This window comes from Lacinutrix sp. (genome assembly GCF_023299985.1).
In the GTDB taxonomy this organism is placed as follows: domain Bacteria; phylum Bacteroidota; class Bacteroidia; order Flavobacteriales; family Flavobacteriaceae; genus Lacinutrix.
Genome location: NZ_JALZVX010000023.1, coordinates 1 through 25860, shown reverse-complemented (window position 1 = coordinate 25860; position 25860 = coordinate 1). Strand labels below are relative to the sequence as shown.

Here is a 25860-nt window from a genome sequence, read left to right as displayed (position 1 = left end):
GATCCATGTGATCCAATAGGAGTAAACACAACAGATACGGATGGCGACGGACTTACAGACTGTGAGGAGACAACAGGAATCGATGATCCATCAACACCAGATAATCCTGTAGACTTTGGAGTAGATGTAAATAACCCAAGTGATCCAAACGATGCTTGTGATCCTATTGGACTTGATACAACAGACACAGATGGTGATGGACTTTCAGATTGTGAGGAATTAACAGGAGTTGATGATCCATCAACACCATTGAATCCAAATGATTTTGGTGACGGTATATCTGATCCAAACGACCCATGTGATCCATTAGGAGCTTTAAGTACTGATACCGATGGAGATGGAGTAATTGATTGTCAAGAAATTTTAGATAATACAGATCCTAATAGTTCATGTGACTTTAATATTGATAACGCAACAGTCACTAATTCTGAACCTTATTTATCATCTGATTGTGATGGTGATGGTGTAACCAATGGAGATGAAGACATCGATGGAACTGATATATTTAATAACTGTAGTTTCTTTACTAATAGTGTAACACTACCTCAGTCGATAGAATTCTTTAATGGTGATTGTGATAATGATAATGTGCCTAACGGCGTAGAATTCCCATTAGGAGATACAGATGGAGACGGTATGCCAAACTGGTTAGATGAAGATGATGACAACGATGGAGTAGATACTATTAATGAAGATTATGCTGATGTAGATGTATCAGATGGTGAAGTTGATCCAACAGGAAATGATGATCCAACAGATGATGATACTGATGGTGATGGAATACCAGATTACTTAGATGTAGATGATGATGGTGATGGTGTTTTAACAACTAATGAGAATCCTGATCCAAATGGTGATGGTATTGGATTTGGTGATGATGCTTTCGATAGTGATGGTGATGGACTTCCAGATTATTTAGAAGTTGATAATGGAGTGCTTCCAGGAGATGATTTAGAAGTTTTCAATGCAGTAACACCTAATGGAGATAATGATAACGACATTTTTGTAATCAAAAATATAGAGTTATTTCCAGAAAACACTGTTGAAATATATAACAGATGGGGAGTTATAGTTTATGAGACTCAAGGTTACGGACAGAATGATAATTACTTTAGAGGTGAATCTAACGGTCGAGTAACAATCGAACAAGATGAACAGTTACCAGTAGGTACTTACTTCTATATTGTTAAATACAAAAAAGGAGATGAAGAGAAATCTAAAGCAGGTTACTTATACATTCAACGTTAATTAAAATCAATAATGAAGGCAGAGCTATTCTGCCTTCAAAATTAAATTATACTTCTCAATAATGAAAAATAAACTATTAATTTTAGTAGCCCTTATTAGTACTGTCTTTACTACAGAAAGTACAGCACAACAGGACGCTCAGTTCACACAGTATATGTACAATACTATTAGTGTAAATCCCGCTTATGCAGGATCGAGAGGAGCAATTAGCATGACTGGACTTTACAGAACGCAATGGGTAGGTTTAGAAGGTGCGCCAGACACTCAAACTTTTAATATACATTCACCTGTTGGAGATAGTGAAAAAGTTGGATTAGGTTTATCTATTATCAATGATAATATTGGCCCAACACATGAAACTTATTTTGATATAGATTTCTCTTATACTATAAACACTTCAGAAGAAGGTAGATTAGCTTTTGGAGTTAAAGCAGGAGGACATTTACTAGATGTTGCTTTCTCTGAATTAAATCAATTTAATGGAGGTGACCAATTGTTACAAACTGATATTGAAAATAAATTTTCTCCTAATGTAGGAGCAGGAATTTACTACAGAAAAGGTGATCGATGGTATGTTGGTTTATCTGCACCTAATTTATTAGAAACTACGCATTTTGATGAATCTGCATTATCTGTAGCAAACGAGCAAATTAACCTTTATCTTATTGGTGGATATGTTTTTGATATTAATCAAGATTTAAAATTAAAGCCAGCATTTTTATTTAAAGGCGTTAAGGGAGCACCATTACAAGCAGATTTAACACTAAATGCGCTTCTTAGAGAAAAACTTACATTAGGTTTAGCTTATAGATGGAGTGCAGCGGTTAGTGCTTTAGTTGGTTATCAATTAACTGATAAATTAATGTTAGGTTTAGCTTACGATAGAGAAACTACAGATTTAGGACAAACACAATTTGAACAAGGTTCTTACGAAATATTCTTACGCTATGAAATTTTCGAAAATCAAAAAATATTATCACCAAGATTCTTCTAACTAAGAAAACAGTAACCATGAAAAATAGAATATATATACTACTAACAATATTTGCTTTAGCCTTTAATATTACTTTTTCTCAAGAAGATGGAAAAGTAAATTCAGGAGTAGATAAGGAATATAATAACTTAAAGTATAAAGAGGTTATTAGAGATCTTAACAAAACTGTTAAGTCTGGCGATAATAGTCCTGAAGTAATTGCTAAGTTAGCTAATGCTTATTACTTTAATGTAGAAATGGAAGAAGCTGCTAAATGGTATGGAGAACTTATAGCTTCTGGAGCACTTGTAAATTCGGAGAATTACTACAGATATGCAATGGCACTTAAAGCTAATGGTAAATATGAAGATGCAAATAAGTATTTAAAAAAGTTTGCCATTCTACAACCAGAAGATTCAAGATCAATAAAATACTTAGAATCTCCAGATTACCTTACAACAATTGATAAATTATCGGGTAATTTTAAAATTGAAAACCTAGATTTTAACTCTCGTTTTTCAGATTTTGGTACATCCTTTTATAAGGATGGTATTGTTTTCGCTTCTTCTAGAGGAGAAGGTAAATTGTACAAATGGAACGAACAACCTTTTTTAGATTTATTCTTTTCAAAAGAAGATGGTGAGGAGCCTAAAAGATTTTCTGAAGCAATAAATACTAAATTTCATGAATCTTCAACATCATTTACAGAAGACGGTAAAACAATGTATTTTACACGTAATAACTACATAGATGGTAAAAAAAGGAAGAGTAGTGATAAAGTTGTTGGACTTAAAATTTACAAAGCAACACTAAATGATGCTGGGACATGGACTAATGTTACTTCTATGCCATTTAATAACGATGAGTATAATGTTGCTCATCCTGCTTTAAGTTTAGACAATTCAAAGCTTTATTTTGCTTCAGATATGCCAGGAACAAGAGGTAAGTCTGATATATTTGTTGTTGATATATTAGAAGATGGTTATGGAGAGCCAAAAAACCTTGGAGATATTGTAAATACAGAAGGACGAGAAAACTTCCCATTTATTAGTAATAATGGAACACTTTATTTTTCTTCAGATGGTCATCAAGGTTTGGGAGGTTTAGATGTTTTTTATGCAAACTTGAATAAGAACATAGAAAAAGTAGAAAACTTAGGTAAGCCTATTAACAGTCCTCGTGATGATTTTGAGTTTATTATAGATGAATTTACAAATACGGGTTATTTAACATCAAATAGATACAACGGTAAAGGAGATGATGATATTTATAAATTTAGCAGAGAAGTTTGTAATCAATTGGTAGCAGGAACAGTTGTTGATAAAAATACAAATATTGTAATACCGGAAGCCAATGTAATTATATATAACGATAGTAAAGAAAAAGTGTATCGTTTTACAACAGATGTTAACGGTGCCTTTAGTTATAATACAGATTGTAAAAAGGGAACTTTTAGAGCAGTAGCAAGTAAAGCAGGTTACGAGCCAGAAGAATTGACTTATAGTATTGATCCTGAGATTAAATTAGATTTAGCACTAAAACTTAATTTAACACCAAAAACAGATATAGCAGAACCTGCATCTGTAGGAGTAGATTTATTTAAATTATTAGATTTAGATCCTATTTATTTTAATTTTGATAAATCTAACATTAGACCAGATGCTCAAATAGAATTACAGAAAGTAATAAATTATTTAAATGAGTATCCTTCTGTTAGCATAGATGTTCAATCGCATACAGATTCAAGAGCAACTAATCAATACAATGAAGCTTTATCACAACGTAGAAACGTTTCAACAAGAAACTGGATTATAGAAAAAGGAGGAATATCTCCTAGTCGTCTATCTGGTAGAGGTTATGGAGAATCTCAACTAGTAAATGGTTGCTCAGATGGCGTTAAATGTAGCGAAGAAGAGCACCAAGAAAATAGACGTAGTATGTTTATAGTAACTAGAAATTAAAAATATATTGTATTGTTTTACTAAACAATACAAAGTATTCATAAAAAAGTGCCTTTGCGATAAGGCGCTTTTTTTTATGAATTAAACTCAATATTAAAATAAACTTAAAAGCCCTTAATTATATAGTCTATTTTGTAAATTTGTTTTCCTCAAGATAAATAATGATAGAAGAAAAAGTAATCTTAGTAAACGAAAAGGACGAACAAATTGGGTTAATGCCTAAAATGGAAGCACATGAAAAAGCAGTTTTACACCGCGCTTTTTCTGTGTTTATTTTTAATGATAAAAATGAATTAATGTTACAACAACGTGCTTTAACTAAATACCATTCTCCTGGGCTATGGACAAATACTTGTTGCAGCCATCAAAGAGAAGGAGAAAGTAACTTAAAAGCAGGGAAAAGACGTTTACAAGAAGAAATGGGCTTTGTTACACCGTTAAAAGAGAAAACCTCTTTTATATATAAAGCTCCTTTTGATAATGGTTTGACAGAACATGAATTAGATCACATTATGGTGGGCAATTACAACGCGTTACCGCAAATAAACACTGAAGAAGTAGAAGCTTGGAAATGGATGCCATTAGAAGCTGTTAAAAAGGACATACAAGAACAGCCAGAGCTATATACAGCTTGGTTTAAGATAATATTCGATAAATTTTATCAATTTATAAACGTAATAGATGAAAGTAACAGTTAGTAGGCGAGCTCATTTTAATGCTGCACATAGACTTTATAAAAAAGATTGGAGCAACGAAAAGAATAATACTATTTTTGGTAAGTGCAACAACCCTAATTATCATGGGCATAATTATGAATTGATAGCCAGTGTAACAGGAGAAATAGATCAAGAAACAGGGTTTGTTATAGATGTAAAAATCTTAAAAGACATTATTAAAAATGAAGTAGAAGACGCTTTCGATCATAAAAATCTAAATTTAGATGTTTCAGAATTTAAAAGTTTAAATCCTACAGCAGAAAACATAGCCGTAATTATTCATCAAAAAATAAAAGCTAAGTTAGAAGGACATCTAGATTTAGAAGTTACTTTATATGAGACGTCTAGAAATTTTGTAAGTTATTCTGGTAAATAATATGTCAAAAAAACTCCATCCAATTAAGTTTCAACCCATATTTAAAGAAAAAATTTGGGGAGGTAATAAATTGGAAACAGTTTTAGAAAAAAAAACAAATGCAAGTTCTGTTGGCGAAAGTTGGGAAATTAGTGCTGTCGAAGACGCTATTTCAATAGTAGCTAATGGACCATTAAAAGGAGAATCACTTCAAAGCCTTTTAAAAGAGTACACATCAAATTTAATAGGAAATAAAAACTATGAGACTTTTGGTAATAAATTTCCATTACTTATTAAATTTATAGACGCAAAAGAAGATTTATCCATACAATTACACCCTAATAACGAATTAGCATTAGAGCGACACAATTCTTTTGGGAAAACCGAGATGTGGTATGTAATGCAAGCTGAAAAAGAGGCTAATTTAATAGTTGGTTTCAATCAAGAAGTAACTTCAGAAAAATATTTAAAGCACTTACAAAATAAAACACTTCCAGAAATCTTAAATTTTGATAAAGTAAAGACTGGCGACACTTATTTTATAGATGTTGGTCGTGTTCATGCTATTGGAGCAGGAGTAATGCTTGCAGAAATACAACAAACTAGCGATATTACTTATAGAGTTTACGATTGGGATAGAGTAGATGCAAATGGCAAATCTCGTGACTTACATAATGATTTAGCAATAGATGCAATCGGTTTTAATATGAAAGACGATTTTAGAGTTAGCTATTCTAAAATTAAAAATGAAGTTAATAAACTTGTAAGTTGTCTTTATTTTACAACAAATTACCTTCCAATTCAAAATAATAATATTCAAAAGTTTAACACATTCGATTCTTTTATTATATACATCTGTGTAGAAGGTGAAGCTACAATTAATGCTTCTGGTTTTATAGAAACTATAAAAAAAGGAGAAACAATACTAATACCTGCCGCAATAAAGTTATTTGAAATTAAAGCTAAAAAAGCAGAATTACTAGAAGTTTACATTTAAACCTTTAGTTTTATAATCAAATCAGTTATTTCCTCTCTATTTGTTTAAAAATAATACACGTTAAAATAACGTGTAAAATTTGTTTCCTTTTTCAATATAATATATAGCTAGAGATAAGCTATGATTGCACTTTTTATATTAGTTAAACAACATAATAATTCAGCTTTTCTATTAATCATTTTAAAATTCATTGGGTTTTATTCCAAATAAATACTTTACTTTTGTGGCATAAATAAAATTAATATTATGGCAAATAAAAGAGACCTAAAAAAAGACATTAATTATGTTTTAGGTGATATTATTGAAGCGGTTTACGTTTGGGAATACTCAAATGCTACTAAGGATACTAAAAAGAGTGAAGCAGTAATTGACGATGCAATTACTATTTTCGATGAATTAATTGCTAAAGTTAATGCTAAAGATGTAGAAAATAAAAAATCGCATTTTAAGTCAATTAACTCAGAATTAGAGAGTAAAGGTCGTGAATTAATAGATAGAATAAATAAACTGTAAAAAGTTTAATAAAAAGTTTGCAAATATAGATTACAAAATTATATTTGCACTCGTTTTGCCGATGTAGCTCAGCTGGCTAGAGCAGCTGATTTGTAATCAGCAGGTCGTGGGTTCGAGTCCCTCCATCGGCTCTTTTATAAAATCTCAATTACTTATGTAATTGAGATTTTTATTTTATCTAAGAATTTGATTATTGTAACGCTATTTTAGGACGTCACATATATATGAATTACATTTATTGAAATATTTAAAAACTTAGTAAGCCGATTTGTTTATAGATACCTTAAATGAAACTTATTCTATAAAATTATTCTAACGATAATAAAAAAACAAATGAAAAATCTTACCATTTTAATATTATTAACACTGTTAATGTCTTGCGAAAGCAAAAATCCAAACGCGTTTAACCTTGATGTAAAAATTAATGGAAACTATTCAGGATATCTATATTTAAAGTACGGCAAAATTAAAGATAGTGCCATAGTAAAAAACGGTAATGCTTTTTTTAAAGGAAATATTTCTGAACCAACATTAGCAAATTTTGGAACAAATAACATCTCTACAAACGATAAAAACTTTTATTTAGAAAACAGTGAAATAACAACAGAAATAACATTCTCAAAAAAACGAATAAAAAATCATACTATTGATTGTATAACTATAGATGAAATTTCTGGAACAAAAACATCTATTATTAGAAAAGATTTTGAAGCATTTAAATTAAAATTTAATTCAGATAAAAACTGGAACATAAAGCTTTATAATAAATTAGAAGATATTTTAAAACAAAATCCAAGCCACAAATACTCTGGAGATTTCCTCTCTAAAATTTCTAATGATACTATTTTAAGTAAAAAACAAATCGAATCACTATACAATTTGCTTAATATTGAATCTCAAGATCAAGACGCAATCAAACGAATTGAATCTAAAGCATTTCCAGAATATATTGTAAAGATTGGAAATTCAATTTTCGATTTTAATTTACCCAATAAAGAGAATAATCTAATTAGCACAAAAACATATCGAGGACAATTATTATTTATTGATTTCTGGGCTTCTTGGTGTAAACCTTGTCGCTCTCAATTTCCAGAACTCGCAAAAATAAACAATGACTTTAAGGAAAAAGGATTGACTATTCTTGGTGTTTCAATTGATGAAAAAAAAGACAATTGGCTAGAAGCTATTCAAATAGAAAAACTGAACTGGAAAAACGTAATTGATGTAGAAGGTCTTAATGGAAAGTTGAGTAAAAAATATGGAATATTTGAAATTCCGTATAATATTTTAGTAGATAAAAAAGGAAAAATAATTGCCAATGATATCAATTTGAAACAATTAAGGAAAACCTTGGATTCAATATTAGTTAAGAAAAAATACAATAAGCAAATTTAAAAAACCTACTCCACCAAAAAATCAAAATACTGGTTACGATAAGGTTCTCCTCGCAATGTAAAATGCCACCATTCTTGAGAGTAGTTTCTAAAACCATTTGTAAGCATTACCTTTTGTATTGTTTGCCTATTTTTAGACTGTGCTTCTGTTAAGTTCTTATTTTCAACCCAAGATTCACTTCCAAAAAAATCGTATGGCGAACCCATATCAAGAGCTTTTCCTGTTTTTAAATCCACAATAGTAACATCTAAAGTACTACCACTACTGTGTCTAGATTTTGAAGCTATATAACCTTCTTTAAACAAATTACGTTTATTCACTCTTGGATAAAACTGTTTTTTCATTAAGGTATCATTTACCACTTTAGCCCAACGTACAAAATGGTTTACAGCACGTTGTGGTCTATAAGCATCGTAAATTTTAATAGATAAGTTTTGTTTTGCTAATTCGGCTTGCACTTTATTTAAAGCTGAAGCTGTTTGGGTAGTCATTATAGCAACATTAGCATTGTAACCATCAATTATTTCACCAACAAAATTATTATCGCTACAATATTGCAGGTCTACTTTAAGTGTAGGAATTTCAGTTTTTGCATACACAAAACCTTTAGGTAATTGCGCAAAAGCTATTAGTGAATATAATGTTAGTAAAAAGCTAAATACAAATCTCATAGTATAGAATTTATAAGCTAATTTAGAGAAATAATCATATTTGTAACTTCAAATTAATAAATTTTATGTTTTCTTCAGAAGAAATACAACTCAGTTTACCAGATGCAGAGATTGGTTATTTCCCTAATTTCTTTTCTGAAGCTGAATCGCAGTTGTTTTTCGACACTATTTTAAATAATACCAATTGGCAGCAAGACGATATTACAGTATTTGGCAAAACTTACGCTCAACCAAGATTAACAGCTCTTTTTGCTAATAATAACAAACCATATAGCTACTCTAATATAACCATGCTCCCAGAAGTATTTACAGAAAATTTAATAAAAATAAAGTCGAAAATTGAAACAAAAACTGAAGCAAAATTTACTACTTGCTTAGCAAATTTATATAGAGACGGAAACGACAGTAACGGTTGGCATGCAGATAACGAGAAGGAATTAGGTGAAGATCCAGTTATAGCTTCTGTTACTTTTGGTGCCGCTCGATTTTTTAATTTAAAGCATAGAAAAGACAAAACTTTAAAGCAAAAATTATTATTAGAAAACGGAAGTTTATTGTTAATGCAAGGTAAAACACAACAGCATTGGCTTCACCAAATCGCTAAAACAAAAAAAGAAGTGGAACCGAGAATTAACTTAACCTTTAGAGTTATTAAGTAATTATTGAGCACAAAAAAACCAAAGTCCCTCAACTTTGGTTTTCTGTATTTGCAATTTGTATGTTTTATATTAGATTTAGGGTTACTATATCTTCTAAAAGCGATGCAAATATTAATTAATTAATTAATCCATTGACTAAAAAGTGTGTCTCTTAGTACATTTCAAATGTATGGTAGTTTTAATTTATGAACGCTTAAATACTATATTTTTCGATGAAATGCATTAAATTTTAACACTTACAGATGAAATTAAGTATAAAACCGATGAAACACACTCTTCTTTCGAAATAAAAAAATCATTTTTTGTTATATATTAAACAGTAAATTTGCGTTTATATATAGTAAATAAGTCTAAATAGATATCTCATGAAAATAAAATTTTTAATTATTTTAATGTTTGTTAGTAGTTTTAGTTTTGCTCAAGACAAAAACTATACTGCACAAGAAGTTGCAATAAATAAATTAATTGATGGTACATTGCTAATACCAAATACTGTAGAAAAACCAAATTTGGTTATTATTATTGCTGGTTCTGGACCAACAGATCGTGATGGGAATCAGAATTTTCTAAAAGGAAACTCGCTTAAAAAATTAGCCGAAGGCCTTTCTGCTAAAAATATTGCAACTTTTCGATACGATAAACGCATAGTAAAGCAAATAAGAAACGGAAATGTAGATAAAAACATAATGTTTAATGATTTTGTAGAAGATGCAAAATCTGTTGTCATCTATTTTAAAGACTCTAAAAAATACAACAAAATATACATTGCAGGACACAGTCAAGGTAGCTTAGTTGGTATGCTTGCGGCAAAAGATAATGCAGATGGTTTTATTTCCCTAGCAGGCGCAGGACAATCTATTGGGAATGTTCTTATTGAACAAGTAGAAAAAACGGCTCCAATGTTTTTAGAAGATACTAAGCGTGTTGTAAAAATTTTAGAAGAAGGTAAAACAACTTCAAACTTTCCGCCTGCTTTGGCTTCTATATTTAATCTAGAAGTACAACCATTTATGGCTAATTGGATGTCTTATTATCCTCAAGCTGAAATAGAAAAACTAGAAATGCCAATACTTATTGTTAATGGCACTAAAGATTTACAAGTTTCTGAAGCCGAAGCTGACCTATTGAAAGCAGTAGTTCCTAAAGCAGAATTGAAGATTATTGATAAAATGAATCATGTTTTGGTCGCTATTGATGGTGGGAATTTAGAGAATTCTAAATCTTATAATGAAACTGCTAGAGCACTGGCTCCAGAATTAATTGATACCATAATTAAATTTATAAAGTAAAACTATCTCATAAATGTTATTATAAAGACTCATGTTATTGTGAGTCTTTTTTATTTACAATTTATACCAATAGAAAAAGCGTCTTAAAAAAGACGCTTTTTCATACTAACCAACCAAAAATATGGTAATTACCACTCTTAATTTAAAGTAACCACACTCTAAAATAGTCTTTACAGTAATTACTATCTATAAAACAATTAACGTGCCAAAGTTTATTTATAGCACTAAGCTCTTGTTCTTTTAAGAAATATTTCACATTAACATTCCTAATATTGAATAATAACAGTTTCGAAACTTAATAGAATAGAAAAAGCGCCTTAAAAAGACGCTTTTTCATACTAACCAACCAAAAATATGATAATTACCACTCTTAATTTAAAGTAACCACACTCTAAAATAGTCTTTGCAGTAATTACTATCTATAAATCAATTAACGTGCCAAAGTTTATTTATAGTATTTTAGATATTATATTTTATGATACATTTCACACTTTAAATGTATATTATAGAAAAAGCGCCTATAAAAAGACGCTTTTTTCAACTAATTAACCAAAAATATGATGACTACTTACTCTTAATATAAAGTAACCACACTTTAGATTAGTCACTGTAAGTAATCTCAGTTAGCATATTCCAATTTGTGTGCCAAAGTTTATTTCTTACTTTTTTTTTTACTGTTTAAATTTGGTATTTTGCAGTAACTAATTAAACAAGCTAATGGATACTACACCTATATTTACAAACGACACAATAGTTTTTGGTCTACTAATGCTAGCATTAGGTTTTATATTTTATACAGAATCTATAGAAAAAGGTTTTTGGCATAAGTTTTATAAAATTGTTCCAGGATTATTTATGGCTTACATGATTCCTGCTTCATATACAACATTAGGACTTATTGCACCAGAATGGGAAACTATTAAAGATAGTGGTGAAATTATTACTGGTAAATCAAATTTATACTATGTTGCAAGTAGATATCTACTACCTGCAGCATTAGTTTTAATGACATTAAGTATAGACTTAAAAGCAGTCTTTAATTTAGGTTGGAAAGCCCTAATTATGTTCTTTACTGGAACAATAGGTATTGTTATTGGTGGACCAATAGCAATATTATTAATTTCTATATTCTCACCAGAGACTGTTGGTGGTGCTGGACCAGATGCTGTATGGCGTGGCCTATCTACATTAGCTGGAAGTTGGATTGGTGGTGGCGCAAACCAAACAGCAATGTTAGAGATTTATGGTTTTAATCAAGCAAAATATGGTGCAATGGTATTTGTAGATATCGTAGTTGCAAATGTTTGGATGGCATTATTATTAATAGGAATTGGTAAGAGAGATAAAATAAACAAATGGCTAAAGGCTGATACATCTTCAATTGAAGACTTAAAAAAAACTGTCTCTACTTTTTCTGAAAAAGTAAAACGTAATCCTTCGCTAACAGATTTAATGGTTATTGGTGCCATAGCATTTGGCACAGTAAGTATAGCACATTTATCAGCAGGCTTTTTAGCTCCATTTTTTGATGGTGTCGTTTCTAATATAGAATCTCCTACAACAAAAAACATTTTCACTTTCTTAGGTTCTAAATTCTTCTGGATGATTAGTATTGCAACAATTATTGCAATATTATTATCTTTTACAAAAGCTAAAAATTACGAAGGTGCAGGTGCTAGTAAATTTGGTAGCGTATTTATATACATACTTGTCGCTTCTATCGGTATGAAAATGGACTTAACATTAATTTTCGACAATGTAGGTTTAATAGCTATTGGAGTAGTCTGGATGTCTATACATGCTATTTTGTTAATACTTGTTGCTAAGTTAATTAAAGCGCCTTACTTCTTCTTGGCTGTAGGTAGTCAAGCAAATGTAGGTGGAGCAGCTTCTGCGCCTATTGTAGCTTCTGCATTTCATCCATCGCTTGCAACTGTAGGTGTATTATTAGCAGTGTTTGGGTATGCTGTTGGGACCATTGCTGCTATTGGCTGTACAATATTAATGGAATTAGCTGCTGCTGGTTAGTATTTAATTAAATTTTATATCATATTTGCGCTCTTAAATTCAAATATTTCTCATGCAAAAATTATTTATTCTATTAAGTTTATGTTTTGTATTTTCTTGTCAAAATGAAGCTTCAAACGCTCTTATAGTAAAAGGAAACATTAAAGGTTTAAAAAAAGGTACGGTTTATTTAAAAAAAGCTAACGACACTGCTTTAATAACTGTAGATTCTATGGTTATAAACGGAAATTCAAATTTTAAGTTACAAAGTGAAATTGTTAGCCCTGAAGTATTCTATCTGCATCTTGATAAAAATGATAGTCAAGAAAATAGAATTAGATTTTTTGGAAATAAAGGTGTTACCGAAATTAACACTTCATTAAAAAACTTTAATTACGATGCTAAAATAATAGGCTCTGAACAGCAAGAGATACTTGAAGAGTATCTAAATACAGCTTCTAAATTTAATAATAGAAATCTTGAGTTAATAAAAGAAAGCTTTGATGCTTTTAAAGAAAATGATACTGCTTTAATTAACGAAACTGAAAAGACATATAAAAAACTTGAAAAAAGAAAGTATCTTTACACTGTAAATTTTGCGATAAATAATAGAGACAGCGAAGTTGCTCCTTATTTAGCATTGACAGAGCTATATAATGCTAACATAAAGTTTTTAGAGATGGTAAATGACACGTTAACTAGTAACGTTAAAACCTCTGTATATGGTAAAGAATTGCAACGCTTTGTTGAAAAAATAAAGAAGGAAGAATAAATATTTTTAAGTGGTTTTTTTATTAACTACATGTCTCGTCCTGAAATAGTGTTACAGCTAACATTATTTATTTATTGAAATACAAGATTCAAATTACAAAAAGCGAACACAGAAAGATTACAGTTTAAGTTTTAAATTACAATTAGTAAAAGATATTAAGCAAGGTCGAATATCTACTACAACTGCTACAAAACACTATGGTATTCAATGCCGAAAAACTGTTTTAAATTGGTTGAAAAAATATGGTAACTTTGATTATCAATATACAATTAAGCAAGATATGTGACGTCCTGAAATAGCGTTACAATATATTACTAAAAAACCCTTCAAATTTTAATTTGAAGGGCTTTTTAATTATAATAAAACAGCTATTTATTTTTCAATACCTGTAATTTCTATATCGAAATATAAATCTGTATTTCCAGGAACTCTAGGTGGACGTCCACTTGCTCCATAGCCTAAGTAACTAGGTACATAAACTCTAGCTTTATCTCCAACATTCATTCTTAACATAGCTTCTCTAAAACCAGAAACCAAACTTGCAGATTCATTATAAATCATTGCAAATGGCTTGTAATCACCTGCTTTGTCTTGTTGCTCATCGTATTGGTCCATTTTTTTAGCAACGTCTGCATAAGTAGTGTAAAGTAGGTCTCCATTCATAAAATAAGCACTACAACTAACTAAAGCTTTTTCTGTACTACTAGGTTTTTTACCTTTTGCATCTTTAGTGGTAATCATTACCATTCCAGTTGCAGACTCAAAAATGGCACCACCTAATCCAGCGTTTGCTTTTTTAAAGTTTTCTGCAGCAGCTTTAGACTTCTCTTTAGCCAATTCTTCTTGTTTTTTCTTTGAATCAATCAAGCGTTGTGGTAAAAGAGGTTCTAATTCTGTAAATACTTTAGTAGCATCAAAAGCTTTTGCGTTTTTTCCTTTACGAATAATTTTCATATTATTAATAATAACATCTTCTACAGGAGTTGTGTTTTGGCTTCCAGTTACAGCAACATTAGATATAGAATCTTGTACTTCTAATCCTTTTACTAATTCTCCAAAAACTGGATGACAGCTTACGCCACGACGTTCGCAAGGTTTTAAGCCACCATTACCATCGAAAGCATCTCCTCTTGCATAAGGAACTTCCGTTATAAAAAATTGAGATCCGTTTGTTGTTACACCACCAGAATTGGCCATAGATAAAATACCAGCTTTGTCATGTTTTAGACTAGGATCGAATTCGCTATGGAATTTATAACCAGCACTTCCTGTTCCTGTTCCAGTTGGATCTCCAGTCTGAATCATGAAATTATTCATAACTCTGTGAAAAATAATACCTTCATAAAAAGGTTTTCCTTTTAAATCACCAGCTAACTTTGGGTGTGTACCTTCTGCTAAACCAACAAAATTGGCAACTGTTACTGGTGCCTTTTCATAAAATAGCTTTGCAACCATTGTGCCTTTAGTGGTATTAATTTCTGCATATAATCCATCTTCTAAATCTGGATATTGATCTTGACCTTGACAAGAGGAAGCATTCATGCTTACTATTGCTAATAAGACAAAACTAAAAAATTTAATAGTGTGTTTAATGTTCTTCATTTTAATAATAGTTATTTTTTTGTTATCGAATTTAATGTTACTTGACTAATTATGGGTGTATTTCTACCTATCTTATTTTCATCTCCATAATAGCCATAAGCTTTTTGAGATGGAAAAATAAATGTGAATGTTTCTCCTGCTTTCATCAATTTTAAACCTTCTCGTAAACCTGTAAAAAGTTCTTCTTGGTCCATAGCATAGTTTCTATTCTTTAACTCTGATGCAGTATATATAATTCGATTATTAAGTAACGAAATATTAAAATCGAAATTAACAATATCACTAAATTCTGGTAATGTTCGATTTCGAGATGTACTAACTACAGAATCTTTAGCAACCCAAAAACCATACTCCGAGGTTATAAACCGTTTAGTGTCTTGAGTGCTAATATAGGTTAGAATGGCTTTTTCCTCAGCTTCATAAAGTTTTTTGTTACGTGTGGCAGACTCCTCTATAAAAGAACCTGTTTTTACAGTTTCAGGCTTTCTAGCTTCTGGTGTTTTACACTCTAATAAGCCTATAAAAATAAAGAGTATAGCAAGCAGTTTATTCATTATTAAGTGCTTTATTATAAGATGGTAATATACTAATAAATTTTTCAACCGTAGCTTCTAAAGAGGTGTCACTTTTTCCTCCTGCAGCATTTGTGTGTCCTCCACCTTGAAAATGAGCACGAGACAATTCGTTTACAGAAAAGTCGCCTTTAGAGCGTAACGATATTTTAATAATACCTTGTTTTTTATCTTCAATAAAAATAGCAGCCAATACCGTTTCATCTAAAGATAAGGCATAGTTTACAAAACCTTCAGTATCTCCTTTTTTATAATCTAAATCGCGTAATTCCTTTTGAGATAAAGTAATATATGCAACTTTATGTTCTGGTAATACTTTTAAATTACTAAGGGCACAGCCTAATAATTGTAAACGGTTATAGCTGTTTGTATCGTAAACGTTATTATGTATTGAAGTATTGTCTGCGCCTTTATCTATTAAACTAGCAATAATACGGTGTGTTGTACTTGTTGTAGAACGAAATCTAAACGAACCAGTATCTGTCATAATCCCAAGATAGAGACAGGTAGCAATTTCTGCAGTAATTTTATCTAAAGCGTTAAGTTTTTCTAAAAAATGATATACCATTTGGCAGGTAGAACTCATCGTTACATCACTAAACATATATTTAGCATAGTCGTCTGGTTGTTGGTGATGGTCTATCATTATTTTTATGCCCTTACTATTAGTTAAAACAGGTTCCATATTTCCTGTTCTATGGAAAGCATTAAAGTCTAACGTAAAAATAATATCAGCAGCATTAATAAAGGCCTCAGTTGTTTCTTTTTCAGTCTCATGAATTTTTATGGTTTCTACATTTGGTAACCATTTTAAAAAAGCAGGGAAATCGTTTGGAGCAATAATTTTTGCATCATGATTTAATTCAAGTAAATAGTTTAGTAATCCTAATGTAGAGCCAATAGCATCTCCATCTGGATTTTTATGAGGTATAATTGCAATTTTTTTAGGAGTCTCTAAAAGTGCCTTTATCTCCAAAATGTCTTGTGTGTTCATATATAGCGAATATACAATTTTTTAATATTGATTAGTCTTGTTTTTATGAAGAAATACACTACTTTTGCACCAAATTATAAAAAAATATTATGGCAACTAATAGAACATTTACAATGCTTAAGCCTGATTCTGTTGAAAAAGGAAACATTGGTGCAATCTTAGAAAAAATTAACGCTTCTGGTTTTAGAATCGTAGCAATGAAATTAACACAAATGACTACTGCAGATGCTGAAGCATTTTACGCAATACACAACGAAAGACCTTTCTTTGGTGAGTTAGTAGAATACATGACACGTGGCCCTATAGTAGCAGCTATCTTAGAAAAAGATAATGCTGTTGAAGATTTTAGAACCTTAATTGGTGCTACAAATCCTGTTGATGCTGCTGAAGGTACTATACGTAAATTATATGCTGCTTCAATTGGTGAAAATGCTGTACATGGAAGTGATAGCGATGAGAATGCTGCAATAGAAGGTGCTTTTCATTTCTCGGGAAGAGAAATGTTTTAAGTTCTAAAACAATACAGATATTTAAGCTTAACTTTAACAAGTTAAGCTTTTTTTTTATCTGATAATCAAGTAGCTTAGCAAGACTTTATGAAATGTCTATGAAAACTATAAAAAGTCTACTAATAGTTTGTTTTTTATTTTCAACTTTTTCTCAAGCGCAAAATTTAGAAAAAGCAATCGAAAACTTCAAACAAAAAACAAACGCTTCAATTACTATAAACTCAAATTCTAAAGTTCCGGAGTTTATTAAATTTTCGAATGCTAATCCATTAAAACTTAATGGAAATTCTGTTACAGAAAAATCTTTCAGTTTTTTAGAAGAAAATAAATCGATTTATTCAATTGATTTGGTTCGTAAAAGTTTCAAATTAAATAAAACCGAAGTTGATAATATTGGGTTTCAACGTGTGGTTTTAAACCAACAATATAATGGTGTTCCTGTTTATGATGGGAAGTTGTTATTTCATTTTAACAATGAAAACAATTTAACAGCAATAAATGGTAACTATATTACAAGCATTAAACTTAATGCTGTGCCTACTTTATCAAGTAATGATGCTAATACAATAGCCATAGAAGTTATAGAAAATCAAGATATTAACCTTTCTGGTGAGACATTATTTGTACAAGGTTCTAAATTATATGTATTTCAACAAGGGTTAGCGCAAGGTTTTAAAGGAGCTAATTATTTGGTTTATGAGGTTGAAGTTAGAAACGATAAAGATGTTAGAGAGTTTGTTTTTGTAAATGCACATAATGGAACTATTGTAGAACAATTTACCGGAATAGCTCACGTTTTAGATCGTGTAGTTTACGAAAACAATATAGGTAATATTGTATGGCAAGAAGGTGACGCTTTTCCAGCAACATTAACTATTTGGCAACAAAACGAAGTAGAAGCTTCTGGGCACACCTATAACTTTTTTAATAATGCGTTTGGATATGCTTCTTACGATGGAGCAGATGCTCAAATGCGAACCGTAAATAACGATTCTGGAATTAATTGTCCAAATGCAACATGGAATGGGTCTACTGCAAATTATTGTGATGGCGTAGCTTCAGACGATGCTATAGCTCATGAATGGGGACACGCATACACACAATTTACAAGCAACTTAATTTACCAATGGCAATCTGGAGCTATAAACGAGTCTTATTCAGATATTTGGGGAGAAACAATAGATCTTTTAAATAATTATGAGGACGCAGACGATAATCATGCTCTAAGAACAGGCTGCAATAGTAGCGACCGATGGAAAATAACAGAAGATGCTGTGGCTTTAGGTGGTGCTATTAGAGATATGTGGGATCCAACGTGTATGGGAGATCCAGGTAAAGTAACAGACGGAGACTATAAATGTGGAGTAGGAGATTCTGGAGGAGTACATTCTAATTCTGGTGTTCCAAACCATGCTTACGCTTTATTGGTGGATGGTGGCAATTATAATGGACAAGTAATTTCTGGAATAGGTTTTACTAAAGCGGCTCACATATTTTGGAGAGCACAAAGTCAATATCTTACAGCAACAAGTGATTTTATTGATTTAGCAAACGCCTTAGATGCCTCTGCTAACGATTTGTTAAGTGTTAACTTAGAAGGTTTATCTACAACTGGAACACCTGCTGGAGCTTCTGGAGAAATAATTACAGCTACAGATATTCAACAGCTTACAAATGCAATATTAGCTGTAGAATTACGCATAGCACCAACACAATGTGGCTTTACACCTATTATTGGAGATGCGCCAGCAATTTGTGATGTTGGAATAGATAACCCAATCTATTTTGAAGATTGGGAAACAGGAACTAGTGGTTGGAATTTTAATCAAGTGCCAACTGGTGCAACGTGGACTTCTAGAGATTGGGAATTAGAAACTAGTTTGCCAAATAATAGAGTAGGTAATGGTATTTATGCGGTTAATGCTCCAATTGGAGTTCTTCATGGAGGTAATTGCCAGGTAGATTTTCAGAATGGTATTATGCAATTAGAGAGTCCAATTATTACAATGCCAAATGTAGCAACAGGAGTTTACGAAATGGCATTTAATCACTACGTATCAACAGAGCCTAATTGGGATGGTGGTAACATAAAATACAAAATAGATAATGGTGCATGGGCTATTTTACCAGCTTCTGCATTTACTAGTAACGCTTATAACGGAATACTAAATACTAGCGACAACCCAATGCAAAATCAAGAAGCTTTTACTGGTACAGATCCTGGATCTAATAAAGGAAGTTGGGGAACAAGTATTATAGATTTATCTTCTATAGGTGTAATGGCAAATAGTACAATACAGATTAGATTCGATTTTGGAACCGATGGTTGTAACGGTCGTGAAGGTTGGTATTTAGATGAAGTAACTGTTTATAATTGTGCTAATGTTTTATCTGTTTCAGAGTTTGATACTATAAGTAACTTGGTAAAAATCTATCCAAACCCATCAAACGGTATTTTTAATTTAACAAAAACAGGACAAGTAAATTTAGTAAAAGCTGAAATTTATGACATTAATGGTCGTTTTATTCAGTCTGTAGATTTATCGAGTATGAATAAAACGAAAGCTATCGATTTATCTAATGTTACTAGTGGTTTGTATTTTATGACTATTACTTCTCAAGAAGCCAAAAGTGTTATTAAATTAATGAAGCAATAAGGTGTATTTAAAACGTAATTAAAAAGCGCAAACATTTAATGTTTGCGCTTTTTGTTTTGCGGTATATTATATAAAATAGAAAAGCCCAATCCTAAGATTGGGCTTTTGCTTAAAAAAGTTTGTAGTATATATTAAATAACCTTAACGTTAACTGCGTTTAATCCTTTTTTACCTTCTTGTAGATCGAATTCAACTTCGTCGCCTTCGCGAACTTCGTCAATTAAACTCGAAATGTGTACAAAATGGTCTTTGTTTACACCTTCTTCTGTTATGAAACCAAATCCTTTAGCGTCATTGAAGAACTTTACTGTGCCTTTACTCATTGTAATAAATTTTAATTATTATACTGTACCCAAATATGATGCCATTAATTTAAAAACAAAAAAAAGCGCACTAAATAAATAGTGCGCTTCCTCTGTAATAAGGTAAGTTTAATATATAATTATACTACTTTTACGTTTACTGCATTAATACCTTTACGACCTTCTTCTAGATCGAATTCTACTGTATCTCCTTCACGAACCTCGTCGATTAATCCAGAAATGTGTACGAAATGGTCTTTGTCTGATCCTTCTTCAGTTATAAAACCGAAACCTTTAGAATCATTGAAAAATTTTACTGTGCCTTGAGCCATTTTAAAAAATTTTTAATTTATAATAAGTAACAAATATAATATTTTTTATTTGGCAACAATAAAATAATATTAATAATTAAGTTGTTATGTGTCTAAATTTCAGCACAATACTATCTAATAACTATTTTTTTTATTAAATTTTTGCCTAACTCTTCGTTAAGCATCGTTATAATTTTATCTTTCCCATAACTTAGCTCTTCTCTTAAAGTGCTCGAACTTAATTGTACATAAAGTGTTTCGTTTTTTATATCAACTGCAGTAGTGTAATTATTTACACCGTTTCCCATAAGTTTGGACCAAGCATCGCGAACGTTCACTTTATCTAAGCCTTTTTCTAACTTGTTGGTTTCAACAAAGTCTTTTAAAGCGTCTTGAATATTTAATAGGTTGTTATTTCTTTTTGCCATGTTTACTTTCCGCTAAAGTGGGAATCTTATTAAATTACTTAGTCTACTATAATAGGAGTAAAGCGTTTGTATAAATATACATCGTTATTTTGGTTAACAATTTTTAACTGACTTTTATTTGCCATTAAAACGGTTTCTTTCCAGTTAGAAAAATTAGTAGAATAGTATAAGTTTAAACTATCGTTTTCTATTTTTAACTGAAGTACTTCTGTATCCTTTGATGTTTCATATTTACCATCAAAACGAGGTTTCATTTTTTTTCTAAAACCTTTTAAGCTATCACCAACAGAAATGTAATCTATTGTTTGGTTTACTTTATATTCTTTTTTTGTGCCATTAGATAATGTTACGCTTTCTATTTCCCAATAACCGTCTATGTTTTGGATATAGTCTTCGGAATTTTTAGAGCAGCTTGATACTATAATTATTAATAAAATTTTGAGTGTATTTTTCATAAATTTAATTTATAATATCTGTTTTTAGTTCTGTGTGTTTTATTAAATATTCTGAAAACCATTTTAGGTCGTCAATTATGTATTTTTCATTTTCGTCATCAAATCCTAATATTTGATGTTTTGTGTTATCATTATCTATCAAAGATAAATTTCCTTCATAAGTTTCTTCATCTATTTGTTTAACTGAATATTCAAAATCCATTATATTTCTTGAATCATAAATTTTTTCTCCAAATTCATTCTTCATTTTTATAACCTTGTAGTCTAAAGTTTTTACATTGTTATTTAATCTTTTTTTTAATTTAACTCTGGAAAGATTAAATATTCCTGTACCAAAAAAGAAAATAATTCCTGCGATAATTTTCCAGTGATTTTTGCCAATAAATTCAAAATTGGTAAAAATTAAAAAAGCAGTAATTCCAATTGCGGCAATTATAGGCAATACTATCAATCCAATTAGAGTAGTGTAATCAGTTTTTGGTTTTCCAATTATTATTTTTCCTTTCTCGTTAGAAAAATAAATTTTATGTCTTTTTAATTTAGACTCTAATATTGCTGTATTGCTGTTTGTTTTCATTCTTACAGATTTAATATTACAACTTAAATATCTCATAAGATTGATGCACCTGTTTTACAGCTTTTTCAGTTCTTTCTGCATGTGTGTCGCTAATAAATAATTGTCCAAAGTTTTCGTCGTCAACCAATTTAATTAATTGTGTAACGCGTTCTTCATCTAACTTATCGAAAATATCGTCGAGCAATAATATTGGGTTTACACCACTTTGTTGTTTTATAAAATCGAATTGTGCCAATTTTAAGGCTATTAAAAACGATTTTTGTTGTCCTTGACTACCAAACTTCTTTATTGGATGGTTGTCTATATTAAAGATTAAATCGTCTTTATGGACACCAACACTTGTGTACTGTATGGCTTTATCTTTATTAATTACCTGTATAAGTAAGGTGTTTAAATCTGTGTCAAATAAATCGCTTTTATAAACTAAATTTACAGTTTCATTTCCATTACTAATAGCTTGATATCTGGATTTAAAAATAGGAATAAAGGTTTTTAAAAAGGCATCTCTTTTATTAAATACTTTAGAGCCAAAGTCTGTTAATTGACTATTGTAAACTTCTAAAGTATCTTTATTAAATGTGTTGTTGAGCGCAAAGTATTTAAGTAAACTATTACGTTGTGCTAGTATTTTATTATATTTAATTAAATCGTCTAAATAGGCTTTGTCGCTTTGCGAAATAACACTATCTATAAACTTTCTTCGGGTAGTGCTACCTTCTGTAATTAAATCTCTATCTGCAGGCGATATTATAACTAATGGTAAGAAGCCAATGTGCTCGCTAAACTTATTATATGCCTTTCCGTTACGTTTAATTACCTTTTTTTGACCACGTTTTAGACTAACTACAATTTTTTCGGACTTATTTTCCTTTTTATAATCACCATTTACAACAAAGAATTCTTCGTCGTGCTTAATGTTTTGTGATGCCACAGGATTAAAATAACTTTTACCAAAAGATAAGTGGTAAATAGCATCTAGAATATTCGTTTTCCCTATGCCATTGTTGCCAACTAAGCAATTTATGGTGTCGTTAAAAGTTAGAGATTTACTCTCGAAATTTTTGTAATTTACTAAGGAAATTGACTTTAAAATCATAGACTATTTACACAAATGGAGTAGTGGTTATTTTAACAAATAGATGTGGCTTGCAAAATAACAAATAAATAAGCTTTTATATATGCAGAAAAATTTTATTTTTGCGACGCATAAATAAAACTATACATGGCAACTTATAAGAAAAGAGGTTACAAACCAAAAACAGAAAAAGAAAAAGAAGTTATAGATGAGAACTTAGGAGAAAACTCAACAACTGCAGAGGTATTTGATGCCTTAGACGAGTCTGCTTCTAAAGCTGAAGATTTTGTTTCTGCAAATCAAAAATACATTTTCATTATTATTGGAGTTGTAGCAGCTTTAGTTTTAGGTTACTTAGCCTACACTAAATTAGTGCAACAGCCAGCAAATGAAGAAGGAATGAACGAAATGTACCATGCGCAAAAGCAATTTAACGATGCTGTTAATGGTATTTCTAGCGATTCGCTTTACAACGTTGCACTTAATGGTAGCGAAGGTAAATACGGTATGTTAGATATTATAAAAGAGTACAGTGGAACACCTGCTTCTAATTTAGCAAACTATTACGCTGGAATGTCTTACTTAAACTTAAAAGATTATAAAAATGCAATTACGCATTTAGATAAATTTGAAAGTGAAGATCAAGCTGCTGGACCAATGGCAAAAGGATCTATTGGAGATGCTTTTATACAATTAGAGCAACCAGAACAAGCTTTAAAGTATTATTTACAAGCTGCAAAAATGAGAGCGAATGATTTAACTGCACCTACTTACTATTATAAGGCTGGAATTACAGCTTTAAATTTAGGAAAAGCATCTGAGGCTTTAGGTTATTTTAATACTATAAAAGAAACATATCCTAATGCAACTGAAGCTTCTTCGGTTGAGGTGTTTATTGGTAAGGCAAAAGCAATGTCTAATAAATAATGTTACCGCTTTAGCGGAAAATAAACATGGCAACATTAAATAATAATTTATCAGAATACGATAAAGCATCAATCCCAAACGCGAAAGATTTTCGGTTTGGGATTGTTGTTTCAGAATGGAACGATACTATAACCGAAGGACTTTTTAAAGGTGCTTACAACACTTTAATTACCCACAATGTGCTACCAGAAAATATTAAACGTTGGAATGTGCCAGGAAGTTATGAGTTAATTTATGGTTGTAAAAAAATGCAGCAACATAAATTAGATGCTGTAATTGCTATAGGAAGTGTTATTCAAGGTGAAACTAAGCATTTTGATTTTGTTTGCGAAGCTGTATCTCAAGGTATAAAAGACCTAAATGTGCTACATGATATTCCAGTAATTTTTTGTGTGTTAACAGATAATAACAAACAACAAGGCATTGAGCGTTCTGGTGGAATACATGGTAATAAAGGTACAGAAGCTGCTATTGCTGCTATTAAAATGGCTGTTATTAGTAAAAGGTAGTATTTTCAGTATTCAGTCTCAGTAAAATAAGAAGTTGTACTTCAATTTAAATAGTTTTAATAGAAGGTAAGAGTAAGTGCTAAACTGTTTCTTTTCATTTAAAAAGTTAGAAGAGTAATTTCAGTACACAACCAACTATCATAAATTTATTATAAGTAATCCTTCATGAAACTCTTTGCTATCTCTGCAAAACTTAGTGTAAATAATTTATTTAAGTTTCATTTCTAGAGCTAGAAGACCAATACACTTTATTTATTTGCAACTTTACAAGAAAAACTGTTAACAATTTTAGCCTTTCATTTTATAATTTCTTTTGTATTTTCAGTACTTTTGAGTGTATTTCAATAGTATAAAACAGTATAGTGTTTAATAATAGAAAAAATAAAAAGTTTAATTATAACTCTAGGTTTTCTGATGGAGAAATCAAGGATACTAAAACAGAGTTAGAAGCCAAGCATAATATAACCTCAGAGTGGAAGCGTACTAGAAAAACTGGTGCAGGAAAACGAAAAATGGGTTTGCCTTTACTAATTTTACTATTAGGCATTATTATTGCGGTTTGGTACTATCTAGAATATAAACTATAATTGTTATGGGATTTTTTAAACAAACAAACAAACGTTACAATTACAAGCCTCGTTTCTACAAAGGTGAAGGTAGTCCATTTGAAATGAAAGGTAAATTTGATGCAGACCGTTCTACACTTGAAGCAGTTGGAGGTATAAAAAAAAGATTTAATAGAGTTATAGATGATTCTAATAAAGCTCCTGATAGAGATGTAAATAAACGTGTGTACATTATTATCGCTATTTTAGTTTTAATTTTTCTTTTTATTATCGATTTCGATCTCACAGTATTTTTCTCAAAGAAGTAAATGGCAGATATTATTCAACTATTACCAGACCATGTTGCAAACCAGATTGCTGCAGGAGAAGTTGTACAACGTCCAGCTTCTGTAGTGAAAGAATTACTAGAAAATGCAATAGATGCTAACGCAACAAATATTAAGCTTATAATAAAAGACGCAGGAAAAACATTAGTTCAAGTAATTGACGATGGTAAAGGTATGAGCGTTACAGATGCGAGATTAAGTTTTGAGCGTCATGCGACATCAAAAATTAAATCTGCAGACGATCTTTTTCAATTAAACACCAAAGGTTTTAGAGGTGAAGCTTTAGCTAGTATTGCTGCAATTGCACATGTAGAATTAAAAACAAAGCAAGAAAACGAAGATGTTGGTACTTGCATAGAGATTGAAGGCAGTAAAGTAAACAAACAAGATGTTGTTGTAACACCAAAAGGAACTTCTATTTCTGTAAAAAACCTGTTTTATAATATTCCAGCGAGACGTAATTTTTTAAAATCGACTACAGTAGAAACACGCCA

General features: G+C 30.6%; 30 protein-coding genes and 1 tRNA gene. 21 read left to right on the top strand and 10 right to left on the bottom strand.

What is annotated here, in order from left to right; translation table 11 throughout:
* The 9 genes from Q0C58_RS01620 to Q0C58_RS01580 form a co-directional block, all read left to right on the top strand.
* On the top strand, window positions 1-1248 hold a 1248-nt coding region (locus Q0C58_RS01620), incomplete at its 5' end, for a gliding motility-associated C-terminal domain-containing protein (RefSeq protein ID WP_290696649.1).
* 61 nt (window positions 1249-1309) lie between these two features.
* Window positions 1310-2242: a type IX secretion system membrane protein PorP/SprF gene (locus Q0C58_RS01615; protein ID WP_290696647.1), complete on the top strand. Its 933-nt coding sequence runs from the start codon at window positions 1310-1312 to the stop codon at window positions 2240-2242.
* Window positions 2243-2259: 17 nt separating this feature from the next.
* On the top strand, window positions 2260-4182 hold the full coding sequence (locus Q0C58_RS01610) for an OmpA family protein (protein ID WP_290696645.1): 1923 nt from the start codon (window positions 2260-2262) through the stop codon (window positions 4180-4182).
* Between the two features lie 161 nt (window positions 4183-4343).
* Entirely contained in the window at window positions 4344-4880 is a 537-nt protein-coding gene (gene idi / locus Q0C58_RS01605; protein ID WP_290696643.1) for an isopentenyl-diphosphate Delta-isomerase, read from the top strand.
* Entirely contained in the window at window positions 4864-5274 is a 411-nt protein-coding gene (locus Q0C58_RS01600; RefSeq protein WP_290696641.1) for a 6-carboxytetrahydropterin synthase, read from the top strand. The genes idi and Q0C58_RS01600 overlap by 17 nt, the downstream gene beginning before the upstream one ends.
* A gap of 1 nt (window position 5275) precedes the next feature.
* Complete coding sequence (locus Q0C58_RS01595; protein WP_290696639.1) at window positions 5276-6250, top strand: type I phosphomannose isomerase catalytic subunit; 975 nt, start codon at window positions 5276-5278, stop codon at window positions 6248-6250.
* A gap of 246 nt (window positions 6251-6496) precedes the next feature.
* A complete protein-coding gene (locus tag Q0C58_RS01590) occupies window positions 6497-6763 on the top strand; it encodes a hypothetical protein (RefSeq protein WP_290696637.1) in 267 nt (88 codons plus the stop codon).
* Window positions 6764-6820: 57 nt separating this feature from the next.
* Window positions 6821-6894 (top strand) — tRNA-Thr (locus tag Q0C58_RS01585).
* Window positions 6895-7096: 202 nt separating this feature from the next.
* The gene (locus Q0C58_RS01580) at window positions 7097-8158 is read left to right on the top strand and encodes a TlpA disulfide reductase family protein (protein ID WP_290696635.1); all 1062 of its coding nucleotides are present in this window, start codon (window positions 7097-7099) and stop codon (window positions 8156-8158) included.
* A gap of 5 nt (window positions 8159-8163) precedes the next feature.
* On the opposite strand, the gene Q0C58_RS01575 is transcribed toward Q0C58_RS01580, so the two are convergent.
* Complete coding sequence (locus tag Q0C58_RS01575; RefSeq protein ID WP_290696634.1) at window positions 8164-8829, bottom strand: M15 family metallopeptidase; 666 nt, start codon at window positions 8827-8829, stop codon at window positions 8164-8166.
* Window positions 8830-8894: 65 nt separating this feature from the next.
* On the opposite strand from Q0C58_RS01575, the gene Q0C58_RS01570 reads away from it, so the two are divergent.
* The 5 genes from Q0C58_RS01570 to Q0C58_RS12395 all read left to right on the top strand — a co-directional run bounded on the left by Q0C58_RS01570 (window position 8895) and on the right by Q0C58_RS12395 (window position 13842).
* On the top strand, window positions 8895-9488 hold the full coding sequence (locus Q0C58_RS01570; protein WP_290696633.1) for an alpha-ketoglutarate-dependent dioxygenase AlkB: 594 nt from the start codon (window positions 8895-8897) through the stop codon (window positions 9486-9488).
* A gap of 365 nt (window positions 9489-9853) precedes the next feature.
* Window positions 9854-10777 carry an alpha/beta hydrolase gene (locus tag Q0C58_RS01565; RefSeq protein WP_290696631.1) on the top strand — a complete coding sequence of 308 codons (924 nt, stop codon included), beginning with the start codon at window positions 9854-9856 and terminating at the stop codon, window positions 10775-10777.
* Between the two features lie 717 nt (window positions 10778-11494).
* A complete protein-coding gene (locus tag Q0C58_RS01560; RefSeq protein ID WP_290696630.1) occupies window positions 11495-12805 on the top strand; it encodes a DUF819 family protein in 1311 nt (436 codons plus the stop codon).
* Between the two features lie 52 nt (window positions 12806-12857).
* Entirely contained in the window at window positions 12858-13556 is a 699-nt protein-coding gene (locus Q0C58_RS01555; protein ID WP_290696629.1) for a DUF4369 domain-containing protein, read from the top strand.
* A 73-nt stretch (window positions 13557-13629) separates the two neighbouring features.
* Window positions 13630-13842, top strand: coding sequence for a transposase (locus tag Q0C58_RS12395; RefSeq protein WP_366841074.1), 213 nt, complete (start codon window positions 13630-13632; stop codon window positions 13840-13842).
* An 86-nt stretch (window positions 13843-13928) separates the two neighbouring features.
* On the opposite strand, the gene Q0C58_RS01550 is transcribed toward Q0C58_RS12395, so the two are convergent.
* Genes Q0C58_RS01550 through Q0C58_RS01540 form a run of 3 tightly spaced genes read right to left on the bottom strand, consistent with a single transcriptional unit; the run spans window position 13929 to window position 16724 of the window.
* A complete protein-coding gene (locus Q0C58_RS01550) occupies window positions 13929-15158 on the bottom strand; it encodes a peptidylprolyl isomerase (protein ID WP_290696627.1) in 1230 nt (409 codons plus the stop codon).
* A gap of 11 nt (window positions 15159-15169) precedes the next feature.
* Window positions 15170-15712: a gliding motility-associated peptidyl-prolyl isomerase GldI gene (gene gldI / locus Q0C58_RS01545; RefSeq protein WP_290696625.1), complete on the bottom strand. Its 543-nt coding sequence runs from the start codon at window positions 15710-15712 to the stop codon at window positions 15170-15172.
* Complete coding sequence (locus Q0C58_RS01540; RefSeq protein WP_290696624.1) at window positions 15705-16724, bottom strand: bifunctional oligoribonuclease/PAP phosphatase NrnA; 1020 nt, start codon at window positions 16722-16724, stop codon at window positions 15705-15707. Before Q0C58_RS01540 ends, gldI begins: the two co-directional genes overlap by 8 nt.
* A gap of 89 nt (window positions 16725-16813) precedes the next feature.
* On the opposite strand from Q0C58_RS01540, the gene Q0C58_RS01535 reads away from it, so the two are divergent.
* Together Q0C58_RS01535 and Q0C58_RS01530 are read left to right on the top strand one after the other, a co-directional pair.
* Window positions 16814-17233, top strand: a complete 420-nt coding sequence (locus Q0C58_RS01535) for a nucleoside-diphosphate kinase (RefSeq protein ID WP_290696623.1) — start codon at window positions 16814-16816, stop codon at window positions 17231-17233.
* A 98-nt stretch (window positions 17234-17331) separates the two neighbouring features.
* A complete protein-coding gene (locus tag Q0C58_RS01530; protein WP_290696622.1) occupies window positions 17332-19890 on the top strand; it encodes a M4 family metallopeptidase in 2559 nt (852 codons plus the stop codon).
* A gap of 131 nt (window positions 19891-20021) precedes the next feature.
* Here Q0C58_RS01530 and Q0C58_RS01525 read toward each other — a convergent pair whose 3' ends face one another.
* From Q0C58_RS01525 to recF, 6 genes are all read right to left on the bottom strand, one after another.
* Window positions 20022-20213 (bottom strand): cold-shock protein, encoded by a 192-nt coding sequence (locus Q0C58_RS01525; RefSeq protein WP_290696621.1) that lies wholly within the window; start codon window positions 20211-20213, stop codon window positions 20022-20024.
* A 119-nt stretch (window positions 20214-20332) separates the two neighbouring features.
* Window positions 20333-20524: a cold shock domain-containing protein gene (locus tag Q0C58_RS01520; RefSeq protein WP_290696620.1), complete on the bottom strand. Its 192-nt coding sequence runs from the start codon at window positions 20522-20524 to the stop codon at window positions 20333-20335.
* Window positions 20525-20634: 110 nt separating this feature from the next.
* Window positions 20635-20931: a DUF721 domain-containing protein gene (locus tag Q0C58_RS01515; protein WP_290696619.1), complete on the bottom strand. Its 297-nt coding sequence runs from the start codon at window positions 20929-20931 to the stop codon at window positions 20635-20637.
* 38 nt (window positions 20932-20969) lie between these two features.
* Complete coding sequence (locus Q0C58_RS01510) at window positions 20970-21386, bottom strand: hypothetical protein (RefSeq protein ID WP_290696618.1); 417 nt, start codon at window positions 21384-21386, stop codon at window positions 20970-20972.
* A 4-nt stretch (window positions 21387-21390) separates the two neighbouring features.
* Window positions 21391-21963, bottom strand: coding sequence for a hypothetical protein (locus tag Q0C58_RS01505; RefSeq protein WP_290696616.1), 573 nt, complete (start codon window positions 21961-21963; stop codon window positions 21391-21393).
* A gap of 16 nt (window positions 21964-21979) precedes the next feature.
* The gene (gene recF / locus Q0C58_RS01500; RefSeq protein WP_290696614.1) at window positions 21980-23059 is read right to left on the bottom strand and encodes a DNA replication/repair protein RecF; all 1080 of its coding nucleotides are present in this window, start codon (window positions 23057-23059) and stop codon (window positions 21980-21982) included.
* Window positions 23060-23185: 126 nt separating this feature from the next.
* On the opposite strand from recF, the gene Q0C58_RS01495 reads away from it, so the two are divergent.
* The 5 genes from Q0C58_RS01495 to mutL all read left to right on the top strand — a co-directional run.
* Window positions 23186-23965: a tetratricopeptide repeat protein gene (locus Q0C58_RS01495; RefSeq protein WP_290696611.1), complete on the top strand. Its 780-nt coding sequence runs from the start codon at window positions 23186-23188 to the stop codon at window positions 23963-23965.
* Between the two features lie 26 nt (window positions 23966-23991).
* Window positions 23992-24474, top strand: coding sequence for a 6,7-dimethyl-8-ribityllumazine synthase (gene ribH, locus Q0C58_RS01490; RefSeq protein WP_290696610.1), 483 nt, complete (start codon window positions 23992-23994; stop codon window positions 24472-24474).
* Between the two features lie 362 nt (window positions 24475-24836).
* The gene (locus Q0C58_RS01485) at window positions 24837-25061 is read left to right on the top strand and encodes a hypothetical protein (protein ID WP_290696608.1); all 225 of its coding nucleotides are present in this window, start codon (window positions 24837-24839) and stop codon (window positions 25059-25061) included.
* 5 nt (window positions 25062-25066) lie between these two features.
* Window positions 25067-25348 carry a riboflavin synthase subunit beta gene (locus Q0C58_RS01480; protein WP_290696606.1) on the top strand — a complete coding sequence of 94 codons (282 nt, stop codon included), beginning with the start codon at window positions 25067-25069 and terminating at the stop codon, window positions 25346-25348.
* The coding region (gene mutL / locus Q0C58_RS01475; RefSeq protein WP_290696604.1) for a DNA mismatch repair endonuclease MutL at window positions 25349-25860 on the top strand (512 nt) is incomplete at its 3' end.